The 26,206-nt window shown below is 36.4% G+C and carries 26 protein-coding genes; 18 read left to right on the top strand and 8 right to left on the bottom strand.

What is annotated here, in order from left to right:
- Window positions 1-16: 16 nt before the first annotated feature.
- A complete protein-coding gene (locus tag HP569_RS08720) occupies window positions 17-385 on the top strand; it encodes a DUF423 domain-containing protein (protein WP_182200788.1) in 369 nt (122 codons plus the stop codon).
- On the opposite strand, the gene HP569_RS08715 is transcribed toward HP569_RS08720, so the two are convergent.
- The 4 genes from HP569_RS08715 to hemQ form a co-directional block, all read right to left on the bottom strand.
- Window positions 378-626 (bottom strand): hypothetical protein, encoded by a 249-nt coding sequence (locus HP569_RS08715; protein ID WP_182200787.1) that lies wholly within the window; start codon window positions 624-626, stop codon window positions 378-380. The genes HP569_RS08720 and HP569_RS08715 overlap by 8 nt on opposite strands.
- Before the next feature lie 67 nt (window positions 627-693).
- Window positions 694-1,179, bottom strand: a complete 486-nt coding sequence (gerQ, locus tag HP569_RS08710) for a spore coat protein GerQ (protein ID WP_246367039.1) — start codon at window positions 1,177-1,179, stop codon at window positions 694-696.
- A gap of 19 nt (window positions 1,180-1,198) precedes the next feature.
- Window positions 1,199-1,618, bottom strand: a complete 420-nt coding sequence (locus HP569_RS08705; RefSeq protein ID WP_182200849.1) for a cell wall hydrolase — start codon at window positions 1,616-1,618, stop codon at window positions 1,199-1,201.
- Window positions 1,619-1,792: 174 nt separating this feature from the next.
- On the bottom strand, window positions 1,793-2,539 hold the full coding sequence (gene hemQ, locus HP569_RS08700) for a hydrogen peroxide-dependent heme synthase (RefSeq protein WP_182200786.1): 747 nt from the start codon (window positions 2,537-2,539) through the stop codon (window positions 1,793-1,795).
- Between the two features lie 375 nt (window positions 2,540-2,914).
- Between hemQ and pta the strand changes: the two genes are divergently transcribed.
- A complete protein-coding gene (pta, locus tag HP569_RS08695; RefSeq protein WP_182200785.1) occupies window positions 2,915-3,886 on the top strand; it encodes a phosphate acetyltransferase in 972 nt (323 codons plus the stop codon).
- A gap of 412 nt (window positions 3,887-4,298) precedes the next feature.
- On the top strand, window positions 4,299-5,462 hold the full coding sequence (menC, locus tag HP569_RS08690) for an o-succinylbenzoate synthase (RefSeq protein WP_246367035.1): 1,164 nt from the start codon (window positions 4,299-4,301) through the stop codon (window positions 5,460-5,462).
- Window positions 5,463-5,527: 65 nt separating this feature from the next.
- Here menC and HP569_RS08685 read toward each other — a convergent pair whose 3' ends face one another.
- Entirely contained in the window at window positions 5,528-6,370 is an 843-nt protein-coding gene (locus tag HP569_RS08685; RefSeq protein WP_182200784.1) for a lipoate--protein ligase family protein, read from the bottom strand.
- Between the two features lie 146 nt (window positions 6,371-6,516).
- On the opposite strand from HP569_RS08685, the gene HP569_RS08680 reads away from it, so the two are divergent.
- Genes HP569_RS08680 through HP569_RS08670 form a run of 3 tightly spaced genes read left to right on the top strand, consistent with a single transcriptional unit; the run spans window position 6,517 to window position 10,412 of the window.
- Window positions 6,517-7,821 (top strand): HD domain-containing protein, encoded by a 1,305-nt coding sequence (locus tag HP569_RS08680; protein ID WP_182200783.1) that lies wholly within the window; start codon window positions 6,517-6,519, stop codon window positions 7,819-7,821.
- Window positions 7,822-7,859: 38 nt separating this feature from the next.
- Complete coding sequence (locus tag HP569_RS08675; protein WP_182200782.1) at window positions 7,860-8,351, top strand: YwgA family protein; 492 nt, start codon at window positions 7,860-7,862, stop codon at window positions 8,349-8,351.
- A gap of 51 nt (window positions 8,352-8,402) precedes the next feature.
- The gene (locus HP569_RS08670) at window positions 8,403-10,412 is read left to right on the top strand and encodes an ABC transporter permease subunit (protein ID WP_182200781.1); all 2,010 of its coding nucleotides are present in this window, start codon (window positions 8,403-8,405) and stop codon (window positions 10,410-10,412) included.
- Between the two features lie 42 nt (window positions 10,413-10,454).
- Here the strand turns inward: HP569_RS08670 and HP569_RS08665 are convergent, their stop codons facing one another.
- Window positions 10,455-11,255: a G5 domain-containing protein gene (locus HP569_RS08665; protein ID WP_182200780.1), complete on the bottom strand. Its 801-nt coding sequence runs from the start codon at window positions 11,253-11,255 to the stop codon at window positions 10,455-10,457.
- 269 nt (window positions 11,256-11,524) lie between these two features.
- Here HP569_RS08665 and HP569_RS08660 point away from each other — a divergent pair, with 269 nt between their 5' ends.
- Window positions 11,525-12,037, top strand: a complete 513-nt coding sequence (locus HP569_RS08660; protein WP_182200779.1) for a YwhD family protein — start codon at window positions 11,525-11,527, stop codon at window positions 12,035-12,037.
- An 82-nt stretch (window positions 12,038-12,119) separates the two neighbouring features.
- On the opposite strand, the gene HP569_RS08655 is transcribed toward HP569_RS08660, so the two are convergent.
- Window positions 12,120-14,111, bottom strand: a complete 1,992-nt coding sequence (locus HP569_RS08655) for a transglycosylase domain-containing protein (RefSeq protein ID WP_246367033.1) — start codon at window positions 14,109-14,111, stop codon at window positions 12,120-12,122.
- A gap of 200 nt (window positions 14,112-14,311) precedes the next feature.
- Between HP569_RS08655 and speE the strand changes: the two genes are divergently transcribed.
- From speE to HP569_RS08625, 6 genes are all read left to right on the top strand, one after another.
- Complete coding sequence (gene speE / locus HP569_RS08650) at window positions 14,312-15,139, top strand: polyamine aminopropyltransferase (protein ID WP_182200778.1); 828 nt, start codon at window positions 14,312-14,314, stop codon at window positions 15,137-15,139.
- A gap of 71 nt (window positions 15,140-15,210) precedes the next feature.
- Window positions 15,211-15,375, top strand: a complete 165-nt coding sequence (locus HP569_RS08645; RefSeq protein ID WP_182200777.1) for a hypothetical protein — start codon at window positions 15,211-15,213, stop codon at window positions 15,373-15,375.
- Window positions 15,376-15,386: 11 nt separating this feature from the next.
- Window positions 15,387-16,259, top strand: coding sequence for an agmatinase (gene speB / locus HP569_RS08640; RefSeq protein WP_182200776.1), 873 nt, complete (start codon window positions 15,387-15,389; stop codon window positions 16,257-16,259).
- Between the two features lie 244 nt (window positions 16,260-16,503).
- Window positions 16,504-16,941, top strand: a complete 438-nt coding sequence (locus tag HP569_RS08635) for a YwiB family protein (protein WP_182200775.1) — start codon at window positions 16,504-16,506, stop codon at window positions 16,939-16,941.
- On the top strand, window positions 16,938-18,608 hold the full coding sequence (argS, locus tag HP569_RS08630; RefSeq protein WP_182200774.1) for an arginine--tRNA ligase: 1,671 nt from the start codon (window positions 16,938-16,940) through the stop codon (window positions 18,606-18,608). Before HP569_RS08635 ends, argS begins: the two co-directional genes overlap by 4 nt.
- 531 nt (window positions 18,609-19,139) lie before the next feature.
- Window positions 19,140-19,922 (top strand): GNAT family N-acetyltransferase, encoded by a 783-nt coding sequence (locus HP569_RS08625; protein ID WP_182200773.1) that lies wholly within the window; start codon window positions 19,140-19,142, stop codon window positions 19,920-19,922.
- A gap of 2 nt (window positions 19,923-19,924) precedes the next feature.
- Here HP569_RS08625 and HP569_RS08620 read toward each other — a convergent pair whose 3' ends face one another.
- Complete coding sequence (locus HP569_RS08620) at window positions 19,925-21,106, bottom strand: phospholipase D-like domain-containing protein (RefSeq protein ID WP_182200772.1); 1,182 nt, start codon at window positions 21,104-21,106, stop codon at window positions 19,925-19,927.
- A gap of 160 nt (window positions 21,107-21,266) precedes the next feature.
- On the opposite strand from HP569_RS08620, the gene HP569_RS08615 reads away from it, so the two are divergent.
- From HP569_RS08615 to HP569_RS08595, 5 genes are all read left to right on the top strand, one after another.
- A complete protein-coding gene (locus HP569_RS08615) occupies window positions 21,267-21,857 on the top strand; it encodes a P-loop nucleotide/nucleoside kinase family protein (RefSeq protein ID WP_182200771.1) in 591 nt (196 codons plus the stop codon).
- A gap of 138 nt (window positions 21,858-21,995) precedes the next feature.
- Window positions 21,996-22,547 carry a DNA-directed RNA polymerase subunit delta gene (gene rpoE / locus HP569_RS08610; RefSeq protein WP_182200770.1) on the top strand — a complete coding sequence of 184 codons (552 nt, stop codon included), beginning with the start codon at window positions 21,996-21,998 and terminating at the stop codon, window positions 22,545-22,547.
- A gap of 166 nt (window positions 22,548-22,713) precedes the next feature.
- Window positions 22,714-24,309: a CTP synthase gene (gene pyrG, locus HP569_RS08605; protein ID WP_182200769.1), complete on the top strand. Its 1,596-nt coding sequence runs from the start codon at window positions 22,714-22,716 to the stop codon at window positions 24,307-24,309.
- 243 nt (window positions 24,310-24,552) lie between these two features.
- On the top strand, window positions 24,553-24,909 hold the full coding sequence (locus HP569_RS08600) for a response regulator (protein WP_182200768.1): 357 nt from the start codon (window positions 24,553-24,555) through the stop codon (window positions 24,907-24,909).
- Window positions 24,910-25,117: 208 nt separating this feature from the next.
- Window positions 25,118-25,975: a class II fructose-bisphosphate aldolase gene (locus HP569_RS08595; RefSeq protein ID WP_182200767.1), complete on the top strand. Its 858-nt coding sequence runs from the start codon at window positions 25,118-25,120 to the stop codon at window positions 25,973-25,975.
- The last annotated feature ends 231 nt before the right edge of the window (window positions 25,976-26,206 follow it).

Below are 26,206 nucleotides of genomic sequence, written 5' to 3'. Positions count from 1 at the left end.
AGAGGAAGTATGACACATGAAATTATTTTTATTTTTAGGTGTGCTTAATGGCTTTATAGCAGTTGCCTTAGGAGCCTTTGGTGCACATGGATTAGAAGGGAAGATAACGGAAAAAGCACTTAAAACGTGGGAGAAGGCAGTCCAATATCAAATGTTCCATACGAGTGCATTGCTTGTTACTGGACTTCTACTTATTAAATATCAAGTAACTACTATTTCTATGGCTGGTTGGTTTTTCTTAGCGGGCATCATTTTATTTTCAGGTAGCTTGTACATCTATTCAACAACAGCAATTAAAACCTTCGCAATGATTACCCCTATTGGTGGCTTTGCCTTTTTAATTGGTTGGATTTTACTTGGTTACGCCACATTGAAATTTATGTGAAGTATAAAAAACTAATAAAAATAATGAGAATAATTGCTCGGATTAGCTGATGACCAGCCTGGGCAACATCTCCTTTTTGAAGCTCAATGTAACCTTCAATAAAGAAGCTAGTTACTACAGCGATACAGGCAAAAAAGGAGAAAAATAAAATTGCAGTCCAGATGGTTAATATACCAGCAAAAATTGAGATAAGTAGTAAAATAAGCTGAATTTGAATTAATTTTTCAAATGGATGTCTCACTGTAGTCCTCCTTTAGAAGAAGAAATGCCCCTTGCCTTATTAAATGAGCAAGGGGTAGCTTATATGTTTATCGCCCTTTATAGGTTGAATTAGCTCTTTGAGAACGTGGATAATCATAATTAATTTCTTCATCAAATGTAATGTAATCTAAATAGATCGTTAATAACAGATATCGTTTATTTGTTTCAGGATCACTTAAAATAATGTGGTCTCTCCCTGCTGCTTCAATGACTCCTTTGAAAATTTTCGCATTCCAACGATCGTTATTTTCAAAAGTCATGTAAATGGTGGCGACCTTTCCTTTGTTCAAACGAAGAATGTTTTCGATATAGGATTCCTCTAATGGTAGCATGCCAGGTAATTTACTCATACTCGGTTGATCTTGCGTCGGACTTTGTGTTTGATAAGGGGGATAGCCATAAGAAGGATAGTAAACTGGTTGTTGCTGCGTATAATTTGGTTGGTACATCATACCTTGATAAGGATTGGCACCTTGCATTTGTTGCTGATACATACTTTGCGAATGGTCTCGCTGTTTGTTTTCATTACTCATAAAAAATAACACTCCTTTCCTATACGTTTGGACATTCTGATGCTAATGGTGCATAGAAACAATGTGATTTATATCTGCCGGAATTCCATTGACCATACCATTGTGCTGGACAACTTCCTTCAGGTCTGAAAAACCATAATGAACGTGTTGCTGGATGAAATCTTTCTCCTTTAATCGTACGTCTCGCCAGGTCGCGGTCTACGTCTCTTGCAGCTTGATAAAAATAACCTTTCTGTGTCGCTTCAAAACCACCAGGACTTTGGAAAACCATATCTCTAATCGATCGAATATCTTTAAAATCTAAACAATCGCTTCGTACACGGTTGATCCCAGTGTTTCCAACCATTAACATACCGAGTCGACCATCACCCTCCGCTTCAGCACGCATTAATCGTGCAAGCAAATCTATGTCTTCGCTTGTGTGTCTAACTACAGCCATCGCTTCACCTCGCTTTTGTACCAATCGTCCCACTACATATACCTATGCGGAAATAAATAAAAAGATGAATGAAATTTTTTGAGGTGATAAAATAGTGCTGTATCGTTGCTGTGAAAAATAAAAAAAGATCCCGCTTTTTTCAAGCGAGACCTTATTAATGTTTTACATAGGGGATTAAACTTCCATGAAAGTTGGAATGTCTTCTTTAACAAGAATATTCCCAACGTAAAAAGCACCGAATTCCCCGAAGCGTGCGCTAACTTCATCAAAACGCATTTCGTAAACTAGTTTTTTAATATCTAATGCATCTTTTGCAAATAAAGTAACACTCCATTCCCAATCATCAAAGCCCATTGAGCCTGTAATAATTTGACGGATTTTACCTGCGTATTTTCTTCCGGTTTTACTATGCTCATACATTAACCGGCGGCGTTCATCCATCGGTAACACATACCAGTTATCATTTCCTTGTCGTCGCTTGTCCATCGGGTAAAAACAGATATGATCCCACTTTGGTAAGCGAGGGCGCAACCTTGCTTGTGTCCCTGGATGTTCTTCTGGATTTTCTCCTTCTTTTGCCGTGTATTTTGATAATTCGACAATCGATACGTAGGAATAGGTTTGTTGCATAAATGAAGCGAATGCTGATTTATTAAATGCTAACTCAGCCTCCTGTAATTCTTTTAATGTCGGACGAAGAATCATAAATAATACATCTGCTTTATGCCCTAAAATGGAATATACAGCATGACTTCCGGTTTTCTCTTCATCGATAACATCCCATTTCGTTAACAATGATTGCAATTCAGTGATTGCTGCTTCTTGTTCAACAATTGAAGCTTTTTTCCAGGCATTCCAATCTATTTTTCTTAAATCGTGTAAACAATACCAACCATCCATTGTTTCCACAGCTTCTGCCATAGTAATCGCTCCTTACTTAATAATTACTTCATTATAAGATTTCCAATCCGTTTTTAATATAACACAAAACGGGTATAGTAATCATGAGGAACGCTTGTGATTAAAAGTAGAAAATGTAGCAAAAAGAGTTGGCAACACTCTAATATGACATTTAAGTCGTAGTGTAAAATGTCATTGTTTAGACAAAAATAGAGGAAAGAATTCAAGCATGGATAAATACTGTGAGAACTGCGCTGTAACAATGTTTCTGCATTTGGGGTTAAGAAAGTGAAGCGTGAATAATGTTATAAAGTAAAAAAAGTGAGAGTTAACACTTTCATTCAAACAGAAAAAGGCGTATTATATATAACAGAAATGATTTTTGGAGGGTGACACATGAGTAATTTATTTGATACGTTAAAAAACAGATTAGAAGGAAAAAGTAGAAGAATTGTATTTCCAGAAGGGTCTGACGAAAGAATTCTAGCTGCAGCAAGTAAATTAGCAGCAGACGGTTTAATCCAACCTGTACTAGTCGGATCAAATGAAAAAATAGAACAGAAAGCAAAAGAACTAAGTGTTGCACTTGATAAAGTAGAAATAATTGATCCGTCAACTTACGATCAATTTGATGATATGGTTGCTAGCTTTGTAGAACGTAGAAAAGGAAAAGCAACAGAAGAGGCTGCACGAGAAATTTTACTGGATGAAAATTACTTTGGTACGATGCTTGTATATATGGATAAAGCAGATGGACTAGTTAGTGGTGCTGCTCATTCAACTGCAGATACCGTTCGCCCAGCTTTGCAAATTATTAAAACAAAACCAGGTATTAAGAAAACATCTGGCGTATTTATCATGGTTCGTGACGATGAAAAATATGTTTTCGCAGATTGTGCAATTAATATTGCACCAGATAGTCAAGACTTAGCTGAAATCGCATCTGCAAGTGCAGACACTGCTGAATTATTTGATATTGACCCACGTGTAGCGATGCTTAGCTTTTCTACAAAAGGATCTGCTAAATCAGAAGAAACTGAAAAAGTAGCAGAAGCAGTCAGAATTGCTAAAGAACAACGCCCGGATTTAACGTTAGATGGTGAATTCCAATTTGATGCAGCGTTTGTTCCGAGTGTTGCAGAAAAAAAAGCACCAAATGCGGACATTAAAGGTGATGCGAATGTGTTCGTATTCCCTGGTCTAGAAGCAGGTAATATTGGTTATAAGATTGCACAACGCTTAGGTAATTTCGACGCGGTTGGGCCAATCTTACAAGGATTAAACAAACCAGTAAACGACCTATCTCGTGGTTGTAACACAGAGGATGTTTACAAACTAGCAATTATTACAGCGGCTCAATCACTATAAATCGATATTTTAAGGCAGAGTTATTTATCGCGATAACTCTGCTTTTTTATTTGGGGAAAGGTGACTTAACGTAAAAAATGCTTCTATGATACAATTTAGTCATGAAGCGAACGATGCATGGATTCATTCGATCACAAGAGCGAAGAAATCTGATACTAGTGATCGAGAAGTGGGTTGATTCGAACAAAATAGCGAGGAAATCTGATGCTAGTGATCGAAATGTGTATTGATTCGAACAAAATAGCGAGGAAATCTGATGCTAGTGATCGAAATGTGTATTGATTCGAACAAAATAGCGAAGAAATCTGATGCTAGTGATCGAAAAGTGGGTTGATTCGAACAAACTAGCGAAGAAATCTGATACTAGTGATCGAAAAGTGGGTTGATTCGAACAAAATAGCGAGGAAATCTGATGTTAGTGACCGAAATGTGTAATAATTCAAACAAAAGTGAGGTGTTTCCGCTGGATATCAATCAAGTAATTCTACATCATCTGCAAATGAACTATAAATATCCATTTGTCACAAGTCACGGTAAGGTAGAAAAGAAAGATTTTTATATTATAGAAGTAATTGATGAGCATGGTACTAGTGGATATGGCGAAACTGAATCATTCGCAACGCCATGGTACACAGAAGAAACAATGGAAACAAACCGGATTATACTAGAAAATCATCTTATTCCATTAGTTTTGGAGGCGAAAATTACACACCCAAGCGAACTGTCAAAAATTTTCCGAACGATTCGTCGTAACCAAATGGCAAAAGCGGCAATAGAAGGTGCTGTGTGGGATCTGTATGCAAAACGGACAAATCAACCATTGTATAAACTGATTGGTGGAAAGGAGCCAACTGTTGATGTTGGTGTGAGTATTGGGCTAAAGCCAACTGATCAAGAACTATTAGAAACGATCGAAGAAAAACTCGCACAAGGTTATCAACGCGTTAAATTGAAGGTGAAAAAAGGGAAAGAAATACGCTTGTTAGACAAAGTAAGAACGTCCTTTCCATCACTTTCTTTAATGATTGATGCCAATGGTGCCTATTCATGGGAAGATAAGGACAGATTGCTTGCGCTAGATCAATTTAATTTATTAATGATCGAACAACCTTTTGCACAGGATGATTTTGTTGAACATGCAAAGCTCCAAAACCTATTACAAACCCCAATCTGTTTGGATGAAAGTATTCATACATATAGTGACTTAAAAACAGCAATTGCTTTACACAGCTGTAAAATAGTGAATATAAAACCTAGTCGAGTAGGTGGTATCCAAAACACGAAGGAAATGCATGATTTGGCTGAACAGCATCAATTACCATTATGGTGTGGTGGCATGTTGGAGGCTGGAGTAGGCAGGGCACATAGTTTAGCGATAGCAACATTACCGCAATTTACCTTGCCGGCAGACACGGCTGGATCTGCCTATTATTGGGAAAAAGATATTATTCAACCAGAGATCAAAACAGACAATGGAAAAATTCATTTATCTGAAAATCCCGGTATTGGTTATGCGATTGACAAAGAAGCGTTAGCATATTATCGGATAGAAAAACAAATCCACACAAAAAAGTAAAGCACTCAGACGCTCATGTGCCCCATCAAAGTTAGACTAATGATCTAATTCAAGGGGGCACATTACTAAGCTAACTCACCGAGTGCTTTTTTATTACGATCAATCATTTGTTGCTTTCGTTTTTGGTACGTTGCTAGTTCTTCATCTGCTAAAGTTGAAGCTGTCCATTCAAATGAGTGCGCCGTTAAATAAGTAGTAATTTTTTGTTTTAATTCTTCAACAGTAATTGGTTGATCTAATAACTCACTTAATGAACGCATCGTGTTAGGATCCACGTCAGGATAGTCAAATTTACTCTCTTCTCCTTGTAAGCCTTTCGTATAAAATTCTTGAATCAAACTTGCTCTTTCTTGCCCGCTACCTTCTACTGCAATATAAATTTGCACAGCTACACCATTACGAACACGGCGTTGCGATATTCCGGCAAACTTCTTTCCGTCAATACTTAAATCATAGTCACCTGGACAATATGAGCCGACGACTTCAAATGCTTTAATCGCATCTGTTTCTTCCTGTAAAATATCTTTGATAAAAGCTACCATGATTTCGTATCCTTCATGAATACCGATTTTATCTCCATTTGCAAGTAAAAGAGATACATTTAAGACACCTTTATCTAAGACAACCGCTAAGCCACCAGAATTACGTACTACAGTTTGATAGCCTTGCTGTTGTAAAAAAGTTACTGCTTCATCTTTCTGTGGAAGACGTGAATCAGGTATACCCATCACAATCGTATGATCATGTGTCCAAAGTCTAATGACTGGAGGGGAAGTTTGATTGCTAACTGATAACGCTAGGGCATCATCAATCGCAAATTCATCCATTGCTGAAGTATTTATTGTTAGCGGACTTCCATCAATCAATCGTATAGATGAACCCTTGAAAATATTTTTCCAATTAGACATATATGCTTACTCCTTTGTTGTAGGTCGATGTTATGCGTTAGATGCTTTAATATATATAATTTTGTCCTCTTTTAGATTACCCAAAACTATTATATAATGAATCCATACATAATGCAGAAAAAAATGTCGGAAGAAAGGGTTAATATATGTACAAAAATGAGCAGTTAGATGAAGAAAAAGTATTTAAAGACCCAGTACACCGGTATATTCATGTGAAAGATCGTGTAATATGGGATTTGATTGGTACGGCAGAATTTCAACGATTACGTCGAGTTAAACAGCTAGGTACATCTTTTCTCACCTTTCATGGTGCAGAACATAGTCGGTTTAATCATTCGTTAGGTGTTTATGAAATTGTTCGCCGTATTTTATTTAATTTTGAAGGAAGAAAACATTGGAATAATGAAGAACGACTCCTCTGTCTTTGTGCTGCACTCTTGCATGATTTAGGACATGGACCATTTTCGCATTCATTTGAAAAAGTGTTTAAATTAGATCATGAAGCTTTTACTAGACAAATTGTACTTGGTGACACTGAGGTTAATCATGTGCTACGTCGTGTAGAAGAAGGTTTCCCACAAAAAGTTGCGGATGTAATTAACAAAACATATGAAGATAAATTAGTAGTTAGCCTGATCTCGAGTCAAATAGATGCTGATCGAATGGATTATTTACAGCGAGATGCATACTTCACTGGGGTAAGCTACGGTCATTTTGACATGGAACGAATTTTGCGTGTCATGCGTCCATTAGAGGACCAAGTAGTCATCAAGCAAACAGGTATGCATGCAGTAGAGGACTACATCATGAGTAGATATCAGATGTATTGGCAAGTTTATTTCCATCCAGTTAGTCGAAGTGCAGAAGTTATCTTATCTAAAATACTCCACCGCGCAAAACATTTGTATGAGCAGGGGTATCAATTTTCGTTAAAACCAACACATTTCTTATCCTTTTTCTCAGGGGATGTTTCACTAGAAGATTACTTACGATTAGATGAGTCAGTTGTTTTATATTATTTCCAAATGTGGATAGATGAAACAGATGAAATTCTGAGTGATTTATGTGTACGCTTCATGAATCGAAAGCTATTAAAGTACATTGAATTTAATCCGAATTTACAGATGAACGAATGGATGGAGCTTTATCAGCTGTTTAAGAAAGTGGGCATTGATCCGGATTATTATTTAGTTGTTGATTCATCCTCTGATTTACCATACGATTTCTATCGACCTGGTGAAGAGGGCGAACGCTTGCCGATTTATTTATTAATGCCTAATCAGGAATTGAAAGAATTATCGAGACAATCGGACATTGTTGAATCCATCTCAGGTAAGAAACGAACAGATCATAAACTGTATTTTCCAATGGATTTTATTCAAGCACTGCCTGATGATCAACCAGAAAAAAATAAAATTAAGACGATCTTAGGATTAGCGGATATCGATTAGATTGTGAAACTAAGTTTGGAATAGGGGTTGTTTTTTCGATGTTAGCAAATCATGCAAAATTAATGCTGTTTTTTAAAAATGCAGGCGAAGTTGTAGGACGAAAAAAACTACAGAAAATGATTTATATATTAAAAAAGTGTGATATTCCTTTTGAGGAAAAGTATGAATTTCATTTTTATGGACCATATTCAGAGGAATTAACACTTCGAATAGAGGAACTATGTAATTTAGGGTTTATTGAAGAACAAAAAGAGAGCAAAAGCAATTATTATCAATATCGATATACAGTTACAGAAGCGGGTGAAGATTTTCTCGGACACTCCGCAGTAGAATTACCATCCTGCAATGAGATGATTGAAAAAATGAAAGATAAAAGCTCAAGATTTCTTGAGTTAGTATCTACCATGCTTTATTTTGATCATTTATCAAAAAAAGAAATCGAAGAAAAAGTACAAATCGTCAAAAAAAGTTCCAACTACACAGAAACAGACATCCAAGCAGCATGGCAATTCATTAAAGAACTAAAATAATGGGACATTGGGGTCAGACCCTTTTGTCCCATTATCTAAAGGGGAGTTGGGATGAAGAAACTGTTACGTTTTACCCTATACTACATTTTAGGTATTATCGGAATTTTATTTATTAGCGCTATACCTGCTTTATTTCAATCTTCACAGATGATTAATTTCTCACTTTACTTTGAACAATTAATTGAATTAATAAAAACAATTATTCAACCGGAAAATTGGACGTATTATTATTTAGATCGAGAATTATCAATGCTATCTTTTCTAATGGATCCTTACCTATACTCCATGCGCATTTTTATTGGGGCATTATGTTTAGGCTTTGGACTTGCCTTTTTACTTGCTATTCTCACAATGTTTCTTCCTTCAGCCCTAAAGCAATTGATTAAACGTGTAGTAGGATTTTTAGAATCCATTCCAGATTTAATGGTTGCATTTATATTGCAGCTATTCGTTGTTACGATTTATCAGCATACCGATATACTCCTGATGAAATTTGCAACACTTGGCGAAGAACGAATTTATCTAGCTCCAATCGTTGTGCTTTCTTTTTTACCAATGGTCTCATTGTATCGAGTATTACTCTTGTTACTAGATGAAGAAATGACCAAACCTTATGTCGAATTGGCACGTAGTAAAGGATTACGAGAACATTTTATTATTGTAAACCATGTCTTGCGTAATAGCATGAAAAGTTTGTTTTACCAGTCGAAAATAATTGTTTGGACAACTTTATCCAGTCTCTTTGTTGTTGAGTACATATTTAATATAAGTGGTATTTCTAGTTTTATTATGACAGATTTCAGGCCAATAGTTTTAGCGATAGTACTTATCATGATTTTCACGCCATTATTTCTTATCTATCAAGGAATAGAGGTTTTTATTTTTAATGAAAAATATTACTCTACTACGATTCATTTAAAAAGAAAAAATAATGTGAAACAAAAGCAAGTAAAAACAAAAGAAATACAACAATATAAACCTAAATTATCGTTGACTTCATTTAAAAAACAGTTGATTCGTTTATTTAAAAATTTCTTTCAATACTTGAAAAATCCAAAATTCATCATTGGATTTACTGTCATTACTGGTTTAGTTATTATTAGCTTTGTACATACCTTATTTAATGATAATCCCGTTCAACAATACGTTTTGGTCTATGATGATGCAGGAAAATTAGTGAGTAACACACCACATCCACCATCTAAGTATGTTCCAATGGGGAGCGATTACCTAGGTTATAGCATTAAAGATCAGTTATTAACTGGAGCGAAGTACACGATTATATTCGCTGCTTCGATTAGTTTATTAAGACTTATTTTCGGTTTTTTATTTGCAATACCATACAATTTCTTCATAAACGACAGATGGAGAAGATGGATTAAAAAATGGGTAGATGGATTTCACTATTTACCTCTTACGGTTATTTCAGTTGTAATTCTGAGTTCCTATTTAATGGGTGGAGTCACAGGGTTCTCCAATAGTTTAACAGAACGTATTCTTATACAAGGTATTATTCTAACTATTTTAGTTGTACCTTTAGTAACAGTTTTAATTGGAAATGAAATGAATCTTATCTTAGAAAAAGAATTCATTACAGGAGCGAGGGTGCTAGGTGCTTCGAGGAAACAGTTGATAAAAAGACATATAATGCCGCATTTGGGAGCAAAGTTGGGTGTTATTTTTGGTCAACAATTTATTCAAGTATTATTACTGATGATTCATTTAGGTTTGTTTCAGTTATTTCTAGGTGGAACAAGCGTAATGTTTGATCAATTTTACAGAGCGCCAGCGCATTCAGTAACATTTGAATGGTCAGGATTAATTAGTAACGCAAGAGAAGCGCTAATGACAGAACATTATTGGATTGTTGTACCTGTATTACTAGCATTTATGATGGTAATTATCGCAATGCAGCTATGTATTGAAGGGATACAAGAAGTACAACAAGCGCGAATAGGCGTCAGAAGTAGAAGAGTGCGGTGGAAAAATCGAAACAAACAAAAACAAGACAACAGTAATACAAATCAAACACTAAAACCAGAACACTTTCATTTTTATTAAAATGGGACACTGGGGTCAGACCCTTTTGTCCCATTCCATTTCTTATTCATCTTCTTCGATCGTTGGTTCGTCTGTTTTTGACCCTACTAAGATAATTTCATTTATTGGTTTTTTTGTAACAACTGAGCTTGTTTGTTCGGTTGAAATGAGCTTTCCATCCTTATACGTTTTTTCAAAAGTTATTGTTCTTACGCCTTCTTTGCCATTCTGAATAACTATTCTATTTCCAGCAGTCAAACTACTATCTTCTTTTTCTATTGTTTCGTATTTAATTGACTCTGTTTTTTGTACGGTTTTCGTTGTGATTACAGGTGTAGAGTCTTCCTCTTCGGGTTCTTCCGCATCATCTTTAACCCCGACTTCATCCTCTTTTTCAGGCTTTTTTACCGGTTCTTTTTCCGACGTTGTATTCCCCTGATTACTAGTGTTACTCTCATTCTCTTCTTTATTTGGCTTGTTGACCGGTTTTTCGTTGTCATTATTAGTATTAGAAACAGTGTATTTATCATTATTCTCTTCTCTATGAACATCTTCTGCCTCTTCGTTGTCTAACTCCTCTATGCTATCATCTTCATCTAAGTTTTCTTCACTGTCTGTTTCAGAAGTCTCCTCCTTACTATCTTGCTCCTTTTGATCATCATCCGCAGCTAGCTCAATGTATGTATTCGTAGCTTCTTCTTCAGGGTAATTTGAAACATCCGAACTTTTTGCTGTTTGTGTCGTGATATTTTGATTGATAACAATTACAGAAAAAGTAATAATAGCAAAAACAACAATCGATAATATCCCAGCGCCAATCAGTCCTAATTTGTTTTTATTGTTCAACCAATTTTTTTTCTTCATGTCACCCTCCTGCATTATTTTTATAAAATAACTATTTGGTATGTTTTAAACGATAGTAATTTTGCATCAAAGTATTCATATGAACGCAAAACAAGTAATTCTGAATAATGTAAAATAATTTGGATTTTTCACTATACATGTCAATTATACTATAAACAAATGACAATGTAGGGAGGAATGCAGAAAATGTTTGTCGAATGGGACATTGGGGACTGACCCCAATGTCCCATTTATGCTACAATGTTGGTGTATTGGAGGTTTGATTTATCATGGAAAAAAAGAAAAATAATGCATTTACGATAATGAAAGATGATTCAACAGATGGCCATGGAGGTTATGGTGTAGGGTCGATTAGTTTAGAAAATATTTCGCCAGTTATTGTCGATCCGAATGAACACCGAGCGTTTGTTGATATGGGAGCTATGCATGCGCGTAGTGAAGTAGAGCGTCGTGTCAAGTTTATCCCAAATAAAGATGAAGTCCCAAATGGAAAATTGTATTGGATCGTTTGGGTCACAGTAGAACGAGGAGAAAATGGGCCATATTATCATGGAGTGGCTGGGAGCGAAATCCGTGTCGATCGTTCGATTAAGCGAGCATATAAATCGATGCCAGAGCATGTGACACATATGGAAAAATCAATGAAAGGTCACGTGATTATCGATCATATGGACGATACGTCAAAGAAACTACTTGCTGACTTTTTGCGAGAATTTAATCCAGACATGTGGAAAAATGCCTCTGAAACACTTCACCAAGCATTACCTAAATCCGATCAGTAAACGAACTTCATTTACTGGAATGTTTAAAACTAGCATTCTGCACTTCAAAATAAAAAGGTTCTCCACATTCAGAGGAGAACCTTTAATTTTTTGGGCGATGAAGTGAGCAATAGGTTACCGGCTCTGTGCCTTCAACAAAATACATCAGTCGGCTTGTCTCACAGTAAGCACTAGATAACTCACCACTGACAGGATCTACATACGCAGCTACAATTCCTTCAGGTGCAATAAAATTACTTTTCTTCTCTTCTGCACTAGCTTCCATAAAATCAGCCCAAATATTCTTTGCTGCTTGTTGGTCTACCGTTTTGCTCATCGTTCGATTGTCATCATATCCATTCCAAACGCCTGTTACCAAATGGGGGCTGTAGCCAATCATCCAACTATCGGATTTTGTTGTACCTGATTTACCAGCATACGTATTAGTCAAATCAGATGCGATCGTTTCACCAGTTACATGCATATAGCCATTTAATGTTGGATCAAACATTCCAGTCATTAATTGAGTCAAAATAAACGTCGCTTGTGGGTCAAGCACTTGTTTCTTTTTTGAATCTACCCGTTGATAAATCACCTCGCCATTAGCTGTCTCGATTTTTTCAATCGTATAGGGTTCTACAAATTTTCCACCATTGGCTAGCATGCTATACGCTGTAACCATTTCTTTTACACTGACAGAAGCGGGTCCGAGAGCTAATGACGCGACAGGCTTTAGATTACTGGATATCCCGAATGTTTTAGCCGTTTCAATCAATCTCTCAGGAGTAAGAAACAAGTTTGTTTTAACCGCATATACATTATCGCTCACCGCTAATGCTTGGGCTAAAGTGACTTCTTTGTCTGCGTAGTAGCCATTATAGTTACTAGGTTGATAACTCGTACCATCCTCCAACATAAACGTAGTCGGTTGGCTCATCAATGTGGTTGTAGCAGTATAGCCATTCATTAAAGCGGTATAGTATAAAAAAGGCTTGAATGTTGATCCTGCCATGCGTTTCGCTTGGGTTGCCCGATTAAATGGACTTTCTATATAATTTGTTCCGCCGATAAGTCCATGAATTGCTCCGTTTGAAGGGTCCATTGCAATCGCCCCGACTTGCAAATCACTATCCTTAGGCATTGATTCACTTGCTGCTCTTTGAAGTGCCAGCTGTTTGGTTTGATCAAGTGTCGTATATACTCGATATCCCGCTGTCCGAATCATTTCTTTTTCCTTTTTTAAAAGAGATTGCAATTCATTCATCACGATATCTTGAAAATAAGGTGCTAAATTCTTGTCTTGATCTTGCTGCTCATCATAAACAGTTACATGTTCAAGCGAAGCGAGTAAATGTTCAGACGAATCAATCTTCCCGTCATCCAAAAGAGAATCCAATAGTTGTTCCTGTCTTTGTTTTGCATGATCGATATGGCGAATAGGTGAATAGTAACTTGGACGGTTTGGAATACCTACTAGTAATGCTGTTTCAGCTAATGTTAATTCGGTATTTTGTTTTTGAAAATAAAATTGACTGGCAGCCTCAACACCGTATACACCGTGTCCGTAATATATAGTGTTTAAATAACCTTCTAATAATGTATCTTTATCATAAAATAACTCTAACCGAATAGTATGAAAGGCTTCTTTTAATTTTCTATCCCACGTTTTTTCATGTGACAAAAAGAGATTACGTGCATATTGTTGGGTGATGGTGCTTGCTCCTTCTTCTAGCGCCAGTGATCTCACATTCGTTATTGCAGCGGCAAGCATTCGTTTGAAATCAAAGCCATGATGCTCATAAAAACGTTTATCCTCTGCTTGAATTGTCGTATCAATGACTTGCCGATCTATTTGTTCTAGTTCAAGCCAATCTCTAGTCTCTACCGTTTTTTCCTGGCCGATTTCCTCACCATCAGAACTAAAATAAGTAGTTGGTTGGGCAGTGGATAGAGATGGTGGTCCAAGTAATAACGCATATGTAAATAAGCCAATTACAAACAAACAAATCATACTGACAAAGGAAAGGAAAATAAATAAAGCCCAAGCGAAAGATTTGTGTTTTAAATTTTTAATTAATGGTATTTTATCGATCATTGTTAAACATGCTCCTTTGGGTGAAACTGTCATGGTAGTATCATTATGGCAATTATTGTCGATAATTAAACACAACCACCACGGAAGTTTTTTCAAAAAAAGTATTGCTTTTTCTGTCGAATTATCTAAAATTAATTTGTTCGAATGGAAAAAATGCAAAAAAATAGATATAGATTATTAAGATAAAAGGAGATGGCAGAATGGATTTATGGTTTACTGAGAAGCAAACAAAGGATTTTGGGATTACTGCTAAAATAAAAAGAACACTACACACAGAGCAAACAGATCTCCAATCATTAGCGATGATAGAAACGGAAGAGTGGGGCAACATGTTAGTGCTAGATGACATGGTTATGACTACGCAAAAAGATGAGTTTGTCTACCATGAAATGATCGCGCATGTGCCATTGTTTACACATCCAAATCCAAAGCATGTCCTCGTTGTTGGAGGTGGCGATGGTGGAGTTATTCGAGAGATCTTAAAGCACCCATCAGTAGAAAAAGCAGTATTAGTAGAAATAGACGGAAAGGTCATTGAATACTCGAAAAAATATTTACCTGAAATAGCAGGGAAATTAAATGATTCTCGTGTGGAAGTGAAGATTGCGGACGGCTTCGCTCACATTGCAGAAAGTGAAGCTGCTTATGATATCATTTTAGTAGACTCAACCGAACCAGTTGGGCCGGCAGTAAGCTTATTTACAAAAGGATTCTATGCAGGAATTGCTAAAGCACTAAAAGAGGATGGCATATTTGTTGCTCAATCTGACAATCCATGGTTTAAAGCTGACTTGATTCAACAAGTGTATAAAGATGTGAAAGAGATTTTTCCGATTACAAAATTATATACTGCAAATATTCCTACTTACCCAAGTGGATTATGGACATTTACAATGGGAAGCAAAACACATGATCCGTTATCTGTGCAAGCTGATCGTTTCCATGAAATAGACGCAAAATACTACACTGAAGAGATTCACCAAGCCTGCTTCGTACTACCGAAGTTCGTTAAAGACTTAACAAAATAGGTTTGTGTAATCTGCTAATAAATAAAACAAATAACTGATTGAAGAGTTTCTCATTGACTTGCCTTGAACGTATGGTGGTGACTCCGGCGGGAATAGCATATGTCTTAAGAACCCCGCAGGAAGCGGCTTTCTTCCGAGGGGGCTCAAGCCATGCCCGCGGAAAGCGTCCACCAGCAGTGAAAGGTGGTAAACTTGTCCAATCTGTTATTTTGCAAATGAATAAGAATAATTGTTAAGGAGGTATAGCATGCGCTTTGATGAAGCATACTCTGGCAAAGTATTTATTATGTCTAGACCAACATTTGAAGAAGCCAAAGCAGTAATCTATGGCATGCCAATGGATTGGACGGTAAGCTTTCGCCCAGGCTCTCGTTTTGGTCCGAATCGAATACGCGAAGCATCATTAGGCTTAGAAGAATACAGTCCTTACATGGACAAGCATCTGGAAGAAATAACTTATTTTGATGCTGGAGATATTCCGCTACCCTTTGGAAATGCGCAGCGTAGCATCGAGCAAATTAATCAATATGTAACCTATCTATTAGAGGAAAATAAATTTCCGTTAGGTTTAGGTGGAGAGCATCTTGTTTCGTGGCCTGTTTTTCAAGCGATGTATGAGAAATACCCTGATCTCAAAATCATTCATATTGATGCTCACGCTGATTTAAGAGAGGAATATGAAGGGGAATCCCTTTCTCATTCGACACCGATTCGCAAAGCATGTGAATTAATTGGGCCAACCAATGTATATTCATTCGGTATCCGTTCAGGGATGAGAGAAGAATTTCAATATGCTAAGGATAACGGCATGTATATGGCTCGCTATGAAGTAGCAAAACCATTAGCAGAACTTTTACCTAAGTTAGCTGGTCAACCTGTTTATGTAACGATTGATATTGATGTGTTAGATCCAGCGTTCGCGCCCGGGACTGGAACAGCTGAAGCAGGCGGGGTCAGCTCAAAGGAATTATTAGAAGCGATACAATTCATTGCACAATCTGACATAAAAGTTGTAGGAGCAGACTTAGTGGAAGTGGCTCCAAACTATGATCCAACTGAACAAACGGCCATTGCTGCAAGTAAATTTGTGAGGGAAATATTGTTAGGTTGGGTTAAATAGGGAGTCAATCCTCTACAATTTTTCAAAAATAACTTGTTTAAAAACGAAGGAACGCGTTTCTGCTCAACCCGAGTGGAAACGCATTTTTTATTAGAAAAAAGCTCAAAATCGCCATAGTTATTTTCACTTCGATAAGAATTGTGATAAACTTTTACAACAATATAAGAAAAACAATAAAATCACTTGTGTTTCACTTCATTCATTTCTATACTAAGTGTTATGTAAAAGATAAAGGAGATGTAACATGGACGGGCAAAACATCCCTGTTTCCATTCGATTAGTAACTGAAATTAGGGAATTAGGAGAAAAAGCAGTTACAGTCGTAGAAGAATCAGGCTCTTTTATGCAGAGGGGAAATATCTCAGTTCTTCGTTTTGAGGAGCAACAGGAAGACCAGGAAAAAATCCATTCCTTAATTACAATTTCTGATGATAAGGTAAGTATCAAACGGACGGGTGCAGTGCACATGCATCAGCAATTTAAAAAGAAACAACGAACGGAAAATATGTACCGACATACATATGGATCGATTCATATGGAAACACATACAGATCAAATCACGTATCAAGAACCAACTAACAATCAAAAAGGAAAACTATTTATTAGTTACACGACAAAAATAAATGGAGAAGGCAATCGTAGACATCGATTAACTTTAACCTTTAAGGAGGATACACAATGAACAGTGTACAACAGATAGAAGCAGCGTTGAAAACTGAAATTAAGCAAGCTGTAATAAAAGCAGAACTTGCAACAGAAGCCGAATTACCAACTATTGTACTGGAGAAACCAAAAGAAAAAGCCCATGGTGACTATGCAACGAACATCGCTATGCAACTTGCGCGAATCGCCAAAAAAGCGCCACGTCAGATCGCAGAAGACATCGTTGCACATCTAGATAAACAAAAAGCAGCAGTCATTGATATAGAAATAGCGGGTCCAGGATTTATTAATTTCTTCATGGATAACAGCTATCTAACCAACTTAATTCCAGTGATTTTAAAAGAGAAAGAAGCATTCGGAAAAACAAATACAGGTAACGGTAAAAAGGTACAAGTAGAATTCGTATCTGCTAATCCAACAGGTGATTTACATTTAGGTCACGCTCGTGGTGCGGCAGTAGGGGATTCACTTTGTAATATCTTAGATGCTGCAGGATATAATGTGGAACGTGAATATTATATTAATGATGCAGGAAACCAGATTAACAATTTAGCCATTTCTGTTGAAGCACGCTACATGCAAGCTTTAGGGAAAGATTGGCCAATGCCAGAGGATGGCTATCATGGTAAAGATATTATTACTTTAGGTGAGGAGCTTGCTACAAATTACAACGATGAATGGGTCAATAAACCAGAAGAAGAAAGATTAGCATTTTTCCGTTCATACGGTTTAAAATACGAATTGAAAAAATTAGCAGCCGATTTAGAACAGTTCCGTGTTACATTTGATCATTGGTTCTCAGAAACATCTTTATATGAAGAAGGAAAGATTCAACCAGCTTTAGATCTATTAAATGAAAAATCACATACGTATGAAGAAGATGGTGCGACATGGTTCCGTACGACTGATTTTGGCGATGACAAAGACCGTGTGTTAATTAAGAACGATGGCTCATACACCTACTTAACACCAGATATCGCTTATCACAAAAATAAATTAGACCGTGGATTTGAAACACTTATTAATATTTGGGGAGCAGACCACCATGGTTATATTCCAAGAATGCGTGCAGCAATTCAAGCTCTTGGCTATAAAGCAGATACATTAGAAGTAGAAATTATTCAAATGGTAAACCTATTTGAAAATGGTGAAAAAGTTAAAATGAGTAAGCGTACTGGAAAAGCAGTTACCTTGCGTGAATTGATGGAAGAAGTAGGTATTGATGCCATGCGTTACTTCTTTGTTATGCGCTCAAGTGATGCGCATTTAGATTTTGATATGGATTTAGCAAGATCTGAATCTAATGATAACCCTGTTTATTACGTTCAATATGCGCATGCAAGAATTTGCACGATGCTTCGCCAAGCAGAAGAAAAAGGCTTTGCAACAGATGGCGAATTTGATGCTAGTTTGTTAGGAACAGAAAAAGAAGAAGATCTGTTGAAGCAACTAGGAGCATTTCCACAAGTGATTGCAGATGCTGCTACAAATCGCACACCGCATCGCATGACACAATATGTTTTTGAATTATCATCTAACTTGCATAGCTTCTATAATGCAGAAAAAGTATTAGATGCCGAACATCCAGAACGTACAAAAGCGCGCCTTGCCCTAATGCAAGCAGTTCGTATCACAATAGCAAACGCCCTTGATCTTATTGGCGTATCTGCGCCTGAAAGTATGTAATACAAAAATGCACTTCTCTTTTGAGGAGTGCATTTTTGTATTTATAGTTATACTGCTTTTATCGAGATTTATTAAGGCTCAGAGGTGATTGAAAGAATAAGAATCTCTCTTCCACTTTTTATAGAGGGCGATTTTCATTATGGGTGCTAAGTTACCGTTTGTATTAAAAATTTACTCAAACGGTAACTTAGCGCGGTTTTAAGTACCCGTTCCTAGGGTTGATTCACTCGAACGGTAACTTAGCGCGGTTTTAAGTACCCGTTCCTAGGGTTGATTCACTCAAACGGTAACTTAGAACCATTTTAAGTGCCCGTTCCCAGGGTTAATCCTCCCAAACGGTAACTTAAGCTCATTTTAAATATCCCCGAGCCACAATTGTCTAATCAAATAGACTTCAAAAGGCAATTCCCCACTAACACAATGACAAGTAGCAATTTTTTAAATCTTCTTAAAAAATAATCTTTTCATTTCTAAAAAATGGTGCTAAACTAATTCACAATATATAGACGTACTTAGGGGAGGTTGCTAGCTGTGATTCGAAAGCTAACGATGGAAGACGATGCACAAGTTCAAGCATTGATACAACAAAAGCCAGCAGAAAATTTGTTCATAATTGGAGATATTGAAGCATTCGGTTATGACCAAGATTTTCAAACAGTATGGGGAGACTTTGATAACGAAAGCTTACGCGCAATTTTATTAAAGTATGAAAAAAACTATATCCCATTTGCGCTTGAACCATTTGATGCAGAAGGTTTTGCGAGAATTATAAACGAGGACAAGAATCAACCGATGTTATCAGGCTTAAAAGAAATGACAGCGCAGCTCGAGCCTTACTTAACGATAACGTACCAACAAAAACGAGAAACATATTACGCAAAGCTAACATCTGCAGCGAAGTTACCGTCATTGGATACAGACGCTGTTAAATTACTCACGACAGAAGATGTGGAACGATTAGGTGAATTTTTAACACAAATACCTGAATTCTCTTCAGTTGTCTTTAAGCCTGAAAATAAACGTAGAAATATTAAAAAAGGCGTAACAAGAGGATATTATGTAGAAGAAGACGGTAAAATAATCTCCTCTGCTTCAACAACAGCAGAAAATTCGAAATCAGCCATGGTTGTTGCTGTCGCTACTTTGGAAGGTTATCAACAAAAAGGATTAGCAACACAATGCTTAACAAAGCTATGCAAAGATCTCATCCAAGAAGAAAAGCAATTGTGTTTATTTTACGATAATCCGAATGCTGGTAAGCTATATAAACGACTCGGCTTTACAGATATCGGGTTTTGGATGATGTATCAGTAATCTCACAAAAATGGACGAATCAAACGACTAAAGACACTAGCAATTTTTGCAGAAATAGGCATTCGCTTAATCGCTTGCTCTGTAAGTAAATAGCTATTAGCAAGATCATCTGAAAATGCTTTGTTTATCGGTTCAATCAGTTTTTTATTCGTTATAATCAAATTGATTTCTTGATTATATAAAAAGCTACGTTGATCAAAATTAGCAGTTCCAATATCACACCAAGCATGATCGATAAAAATCACCTTCGTATGATAGAAGCCATGATCATAATAATAAACGGACGCCCCATGCTTTATTATTTTTTTGAAAAAGGGTAATGCTGCACCTTTAACGAAAAGATGATCTGCTTTTTCAGGTACAAGAACAGTAAGTTTTACACCACGTCCAAGTGCTGTCATTAAGCTTGAAAAAACGCGTTTAGTAGGGATGAAATAAGGTGAGCCGATAATAATTGAATCGTTTGCCTTATTAATCCATTCAATAATGTTTATCTCAAGCTGTCCTGCTTCAGTAATCGTTAATGCGCTATTGAAATCCTTGTCAATCAATGTTTTATCTGAATCTAGCGTGCCATTCTCTTTCCAATCATAAGAAAAGATATCTTCCAGAACTGTTGCCGATGTAGCATCAGTTAAACGAATATGATAATCCTTCCAATGCCCCAGCTTTGGGTCGGCACCTAAATATTCTTTCCCAACATTAAAGCCGCCTAAATAAGTTACCTGTTGATCAATGACAGCGATCTTTCGATGATTCCTTCGATTGAGCCGATATAATAAAAAGGGAAACGTTGGCTTGTTTGCCTTCTTCACCTTTACCCCAGAACGCTCTAATTTTTGAATGAACTTTCTTTTTACTTTAAGGGCCCCAAGCCAATCCATTAATAAATTAACTTGAACACCGGATTGAGATTTCATCTGTAATATACGAAAAAACTCCTGACTGATTGCATCATTTCCTACAATAAAAAAACAAATGTCAATTGTTTTTTTCGCTCGCTTAAGATCATTAAAGAACAGATCAAAAAACTGTTCTCCTTCTGTTATCAAATCCATTTCATCCAAATTATATTCATGCGAAAAAATAGGAGCTTTATTATTGAAAAATTTCTTTCCGAGTCCAAAGTCAATCCAAATTAATAATATAATTAGTAATAGGAGTGCGATTATCCAAATAAACATCGTATCTTTCCTCTCCATACCACAGGGTCAATCGGATTAACCTGTCGTTTAGAATGATTATAGCTTTTCCAATTATGAAAAAAATATGAAAGGAATGCTTTCCTTTTTTCGCGAGAATACGTTACTATAAAACTAATCATTTGTTGAGGTGGTGTATGACATGCAAAAACTGGTATTTTTTGTAGGGGTAGCAGGTACGGGAAAAACAACAGTAGCAAGAGAAGTTGCTACACAAATTCCTTGCGCCTTTCTTGATCGTGATACAGTAGGTGGGCGATTTGTTGAGCGGTTTTTAGAAAAAGAAGGATTGGATAAAAATGATCGTGACTCTGATTTTTATAAAGAACATTTACGAGACTTAGAATATGATACAACGAAAGATATATGTGTTGAAAACTTAGCAGCCGGTCAAAATGTATTTATGATTTCTCCGTTCACTTCAGAGTTGAAAAATGAGCAGTGGTTAGAGGAAGTTTTGTCACTCAGCGGAAGAACACATCAAACAGTTGACGTGAAGGTAATTGTTGTCACGCTAGATGATATCGATCAACAAAGAGAACGCATTGAGGAACGTGGAACGGTTCGTGATACATGGAAATTAGAAAACTGGGATAGCTATGAGGATAGAGTTAATTTTGTTCCCGAAATTAACTGGAGCATTCCAGCAGATCATCAATATGTATTTGATAACTCTGGAACTTTATCAGAAGAAAAAATCACACGTTTAGTACAATTTATTCAATCACCGTAACTCTTTGCTAAGCAAATATTGCATTTTACTATTCATACCAATATAATATACTGGAGTAATATGAAGTTGATATGTATTAGGCACGTATTCTGGTACATAAACTCGGATAAATAATAAAATAGAGGGAGTGCTTTGACGGTGAGTTTGCATACCTATAGCCGCGAAGAATTAAAAGATATTTCAATGATTGAATTAGCACGAATGATTCTGAAAGAGGAGAATAGAGCGTTAAATTATCAAGATATCTATCAAAAAGTAGTCGAATATAAGGAATTTGATAAAGCGCAACAAGAAGAATTTTTGCCTCAGTTCTATACAGACTTAAATATTGACGGACGTTTCTTAAGTATCGGATCGGGACAATGGGGTCTTCGTGACTGGTATCCTGTTGAACAAATTGAAGAGGAAATCAGTGCTGCTCCAAAGAAAAAGAAAAAGAAGAAGAAAACGACGAAAAAGGCTAAAAAAGAAGAAGTATATGATGATGTAGAAGAGGAAATTACAGAAGAGAATCTAGAATTTGAGTCATCAGATCTTGACGAAGCAGATGAAAGCTTAAATGATTTAGACAATGATGATGAAGATGAAAACTTCGATGATGATTTTGACGCTTATGATGAAGAAGATTTTGATGACGATGAAGAAGAGGACGAAGAGGAAGAAGCTGAAGACGAAGAAGAAGATAAATAAATTGTACTTGACTTTTTTTCGGCAAATAAGTAATATTTAGTTTGGGCTCTATCATTTAATTTACTAATTAAATCAAACGTCCCCCTATCTATTTAGGGGGACGTTTTTATTATTTTACAGGGCATGATATAGACATATTATTAAAATGGAGAAAGAGGGATGCAGAATGACTAAATATATTTTTGTAACAGGTGGAGTGGTTTCATCAATAGGAAAAGGGATTATCGCAGCTTCCCTAGGGCGCCTATTAAAAAATAGAGGATTAAGCGTTACGATTCAAAAGTTTGACCCCTACATTAACGTCGATCCAGGAACAATGAGTCCCTATCAGCATGGTGAAGTATTTGTAACAGAAGACGGAGCAGAAACAGATTTAGATCTAGGACACTATGAACGTTTTATTGATATCAATTTAACGAAATATAGCAATATTACAACAGGAAAGATCTATTCTACAGTTATTAAAAAAGAACGTCGTGGCGATTATTTAGGTGGAACGGTACAAGTTATTCCACATATTACGAATGAAATTAAAGATAAAGTTTTTCAAGCAGGGAAACAAACCAATGCAGATGTAGTTATTACTGAAATTGGTGGAACTGTAGGCGACATCGAATCTTTGCCATTCCTTGAAGCGATTCGTCAAATTAAAAGTGATATAGGTAAAGAAAATGTAATGTATATTCATACAACCTTAGTGCCATATATTAAAGCGGCAGGTGAATTAAAAACAAAGCCGACACAACACAGTGTTAAAGAATTGCGTTCGTTAGGAATTCAACCAGATGTAATTGTGTTACGCACAGAAATGGATATCAGCCAAGAAATGAAAGAAAAGATTGCTCTATTCTGTGATATTAATGAAAGAAATGTGATTGAATCAGCAGATGCTGAAACACTTTATCACGTTCCTTTAGCTTTGCAATCACAACACTTAGATCAGATTACTTGTGATCATTTTGGCTTGAATTGCCCGCCAGCAGATATGGTTGAATGGGTAGATTTGGCTGAACGAGTGAAGCATTTATCTAAAACTGTAACGATTGGCTTAGTTGGAAAATATGTAGAATTACCAGACGCATATATTTCAGTTGTGGAAGCATTAAAGCATGCAGGTTATGATTTCGACTCGGAAGTAAACGTAAAATGGATTGATTCAGAGAAACTAACTGCAGACAACGTTGCTGAGGCATTAAATGATGTAGATGGTATCCTTGTTCCTGGCGGCTTTGGTGATCGAGGCATTGAAGGAAAGATCGAGGCAATTCGTTTTGCAAGAGAATCGAAAAAGCCTTTCCTAGGTATATGCTTAGGTATGCAGTTGGCAACAGTTGAATTTGCACGTAATGTCTTAGGATATGCTGGCGCGCATTCTGCAGAGATTAATCCGGAAACACCTTATCCAATTATTGACCTTTTACCTGAACAAAAAGAAATTTCTGACATGGGTGGCACACTTCGTTTAGGTGTTTATCCTTGTCGATTAAAAGAAGGAACAAAAACACGCGAAGCCTATCAAGATGAAGACATCGTTTATGAGCGTCATCGTCATCGCTTTGAATTTAATAATCAGTATCGAGACCAAATGGAGGAAGCAGGATTTATCTTCTCCGGTACTAGTCCAGACGGCAAATTAATTGAAACCATTGAACTTCAAGAACATCCGTGGTTTGTTGCCTCACAGTTCCATCCAGAATTTAAATCACGTCCAACACGCTCGCAGCCATTGTTTAAAGGATTTATTGGAGCGGCCGTAAAATAACTTAATAAAACAAAAAAGCGAACGTTAGTACGATTCATGTCACTGCCGTTCGCTTTTTATGTGAAAAATTGTTGTTAGTGAAATAAAAAAAGAAGATATAGCAGGAAAAAGAAAAAACATATCGAAATAGTTGTATGATAATTCCTTTATAATTAAAAAAATGTATTTGACGGATAGTTATGTAAGGTTGTAGAAAAAAGTTACGATTGTAATATGGTTAAAAAATAAGGGTGGTGCTCTTAGATGGACAAGTGTGTATTGATTATAGATGACCAAATTGGCATCCGTATTTTATTAGAGGAAATCATCAAAAGTGAAGGTCATCCAGTGTTTAGCTTTGAAAGTGTTGAAGAAGCATTAGAAAGTATAGACAGAAAAAAGCCCAGTTTAATAATAACGGATTTTTGGTTACCTATAATGAATGGTGCTGAATTAATCAGCCGTCTTGAGGAACAGGATATTTATATTCCTACAATAGTAATGAGTGGCCTACCAGAAGAAGCAAAAGAAAAAACAGCTCATTTACAGTCCGTCCACAAAATTTTAGCTAAACCATTTAATGTAACTCAAGTAAAACAACTAATAAGTGAAATGCTATAGAAGAAAAACAAAAGCAAGAAAGCCTTAATTGTACTTTTATTCATCAAAAAGTCAAAAAATAAAATAGTAAACGATTACAAATGATAAGAGTTGTTGCACCTTTTTGTTGAAGTTGGTATTCTTATATTGTAACCAATCAACGAATATTTTTGACTGGCTATAGGAAATAGTAATTTTATCTTTGTAAAATATCTAAGGAGGAACATTCATGCCATTAGTATCAATGAAACAAATGTTAGAAGATGCAAAAAAAGGTAGCTATGCTGTAGGTCAATTTAACTTGAACAACTTGGAATATGGCCAAGCAATTCTACAAGCTGCACAAGAAGAAAACTCTCCAGTTATCATCGGGGTTTCTGAAGGGGCAGCTCGCTATATTGGTGGCTACAAAGTAGTTGTAGCAATGGTTGAATCATTAATGGAAGAGTACGGAACAACTGTACCTGTTGCGATTCACTTAGACCACGGTTCAAGTTTTGAGCAATGTGCAAAAGCGATTCACGCTGGATTTACTTCTGTAATGATCGATGCGTCTCATGATCCATTTGAAGAAAACATAGCAACAACTTCTAAAGTTGTAGAATTAGCACATTACCACGGTGTTTCTGTTGAAGCAGAACTAGGAACTGTTGGTGGACAAGAAGATGACGTTTCAGGAAGTATTATTTATGCAGATCCTAAAGAATGTCAAGAACTAGTTGAGCGCACAGGAATTGACTGTTTAGCTCCAGCATTAGGTTCTGTACATGGTCCTTACAAAGGTGAGCCAAACTTAGGATTTAAAGAAATGGAAGAGATAGGGGCTGCAACTGGGCTTCCATTAGTACTTCATGGTGGAACTGGTATTCCAACTGCTGATATCAAACGCTCTATTTCTTATGGAACATCAAAAATTAATGTAAATACAGAAAACCAAATTGCTCAGGCTAAAAAAGTTCGCGAAGTGTTAGCTGAACAACCTGATCAATACGATCCACGTAAATACTTAGGACCTGGCCGCGACGCGATCAAAGAAACAGTTATTGGTAAAATGCGCGAGTTCGGTTCATCAAATCAAGCAAAATAATTCAATGATCTTACGCAGAGCCATTCCGATAAGGAGTGGCTCTGCTTTTTTAAAATGGGACATTGGGGACTGACCCCAATGTCCCATTTTGAGATTTGAGGTAGATTCTAGCAAAAAAAATTTGTATAATAGAATTAGTGCCTTTTTGGCATGCATGTTTTTGGAAAAAATGTGTAAACTAAATTTAAATGAGAATAAAATGATTACTAAAATATATAACCAATAAATAAA

The sequence above is a fragment of the Paraliobacillus salinarum genome, from assembly GCF_014083865.1.
Classification (GTDB): Bacteria; Bacillota; Bacilli; order Bacillales; family Amphibacillaceae; genus Paraliobacillus; species Paraliobacillus salinarum.
The sequence above is the reverse complement of the archived record's forward strand: the minus strand, read 5'-3'. Positions and strand labels throughout refer to the sequence as shown.

Bases quoted from the DNA above. Each gene is read 5' to 3' on its own strand.
- HP569_RS08600 (WP_182200768.1), top strand. From the start codon at position 24,553: ATGGACAAGTGTGTATTGATTATAGATGACCAAATTGGCATCCGTATT.
- HP569_RS08595 (WP_182200767.1), top strand. From the start codon at position 25,118: ATGCCATTAGTATCAATGAAACAAATGTTAGAAGATGCAAAAAAAGGT.
- speE (WP_182200778.1), top strand. From the start codon at position 14,312: ATGGATTTATGGTTTACTGAGAAGCAAACAAAGGATTTTGGGATTACT.
- HP569_RS08675 (WP_182200782.1), top strand. From the start codon at position 7,860: ATGTTAGCAAATCATGCAAAATTAATGCTGTTTTTTAAAAATGCAGGC.
- HP569_RS08635 (WP_182200775.1), top strand. From the start codon at position 16,504: ATGGACGGGCAAAACATCCCTGTTTCCATTCGATTAGTAACTGAAATT.
- HP569_RS08615 (WP_182200771.1), top strand. From the start codon at position 21,267: ATGCAAAAACTGGTATTTTTTGTAGGGGTAGCAGGTACGGGAAAAACA.
- HP569_RS08680 (WP_182200783.1), top strand. From the start codon at position 6,517: ATGTACAAAAATGAGCAGTTAGATGAAGAAAAAGTATTTAAAGACCCA.
- HP569_RS08620 (WP_182200772.1), bottom strand. From the start codon at position 21,106: ATGTTTATTTGGATAATCGCACTCCTATTACTAATTATATTATTAATT.
- HP569_RS08660 (WP_182200779.1), top strand. From the start codon at position 11,525: ATGGAAAAAAAGAAAAATAATGCATTTACGATAATGAAAGATGATTCA.
- hemQ (WP_182200786.1), bottom strand. From the start codon at position 2,539: ATGGCAGAAGCTGTGGAAACAATGGATGGTTGGTATTGTTTACACGAT.
- HP569_RS08685 (WP_182200784.1), bottom strand. From the start codon at position 6,370: ATGTCTAATTGGAAAAATATTTTCAAGGGTTCATCTATACGATTGATT.
- speB (WP_182200776.1), top strand. From the start codon at position 15,387: ATGCGCTTTGATGAAGCATACTCTGGCAAAGTATTTATTATGTCTAGA.
- HP569_RS08655 (WP_246367033.1), bottom strand. From the start codon at position 14,111: ATGATCGATAAAATACCATTAATTAAAAATTTAAAACACAAATCTTTC.
- pta (WP_182200785.1), top strand. From the start codon at position 2,915: ATGAGTAATTTATTTGATACGTTAAAAAACAGATTAGAAGGAAAAAGT.
- HP569_RS08645 (WP_182200777.1), top strand. From the start codon at position 15,211: ATGGTGGTGACTCCGGCGGGAATAGCATATGTCTTAAGAACCCCGCAG.
- pyrG (WP_182200769.1), top strand. From the start codon at position 22,714: ATGACTAAATATATTTTTGTAACAGGTGGAGTGGTTTCATCAATAGGA.
- HP569_RS08670 (WP_182200781.1), top strand. From the start codon at position 8,403: ATGAAGAAACTGTTACGTTTTACCCTATACTACATTTTAGGTATTATC.
- menC (WP_246367035.1), top strand. From the start codon at position 4,299: ATGTTAGTGACCGAAATGTGTAATAATTCAAACAAAAGTGAGGTGTTT.
- gerQ (WP_246367039.1), bottom strand. From the start codon at position 1,179: ATGAGTAATGAAAACAAACAGCGAGACCATTCGCAAAGTATGTATCAG.
- HP569_RS08720 (WP_182200788.1), top strand. From the start codon at position 17: ATGAAATTATTTTTATTTTTAGGTGTGCTTAATGGCTTTATAGCAGTT.
- HP569_RS08665 (WP_182200780.1), bottom strand. From the start codon at position 11,255: ATGAAGAAAAAAAATTGGTTGAACAATAAAAACAAATTAGGACTGATT.
- HP569_RS08705 (WP_182200849.1), bottom strand. From the start codon at position 1,618: ATGGCTGTAGTTAGACACACAAGCGAAGACATAGATTTGCTTGCACGA.
- argS (WP_182200774.1), top strand. From the start codon at position 16,938: ATGAACAGTGTACAACAGATAGAAGCAGCGTTGAAAACTGAAATTAAG.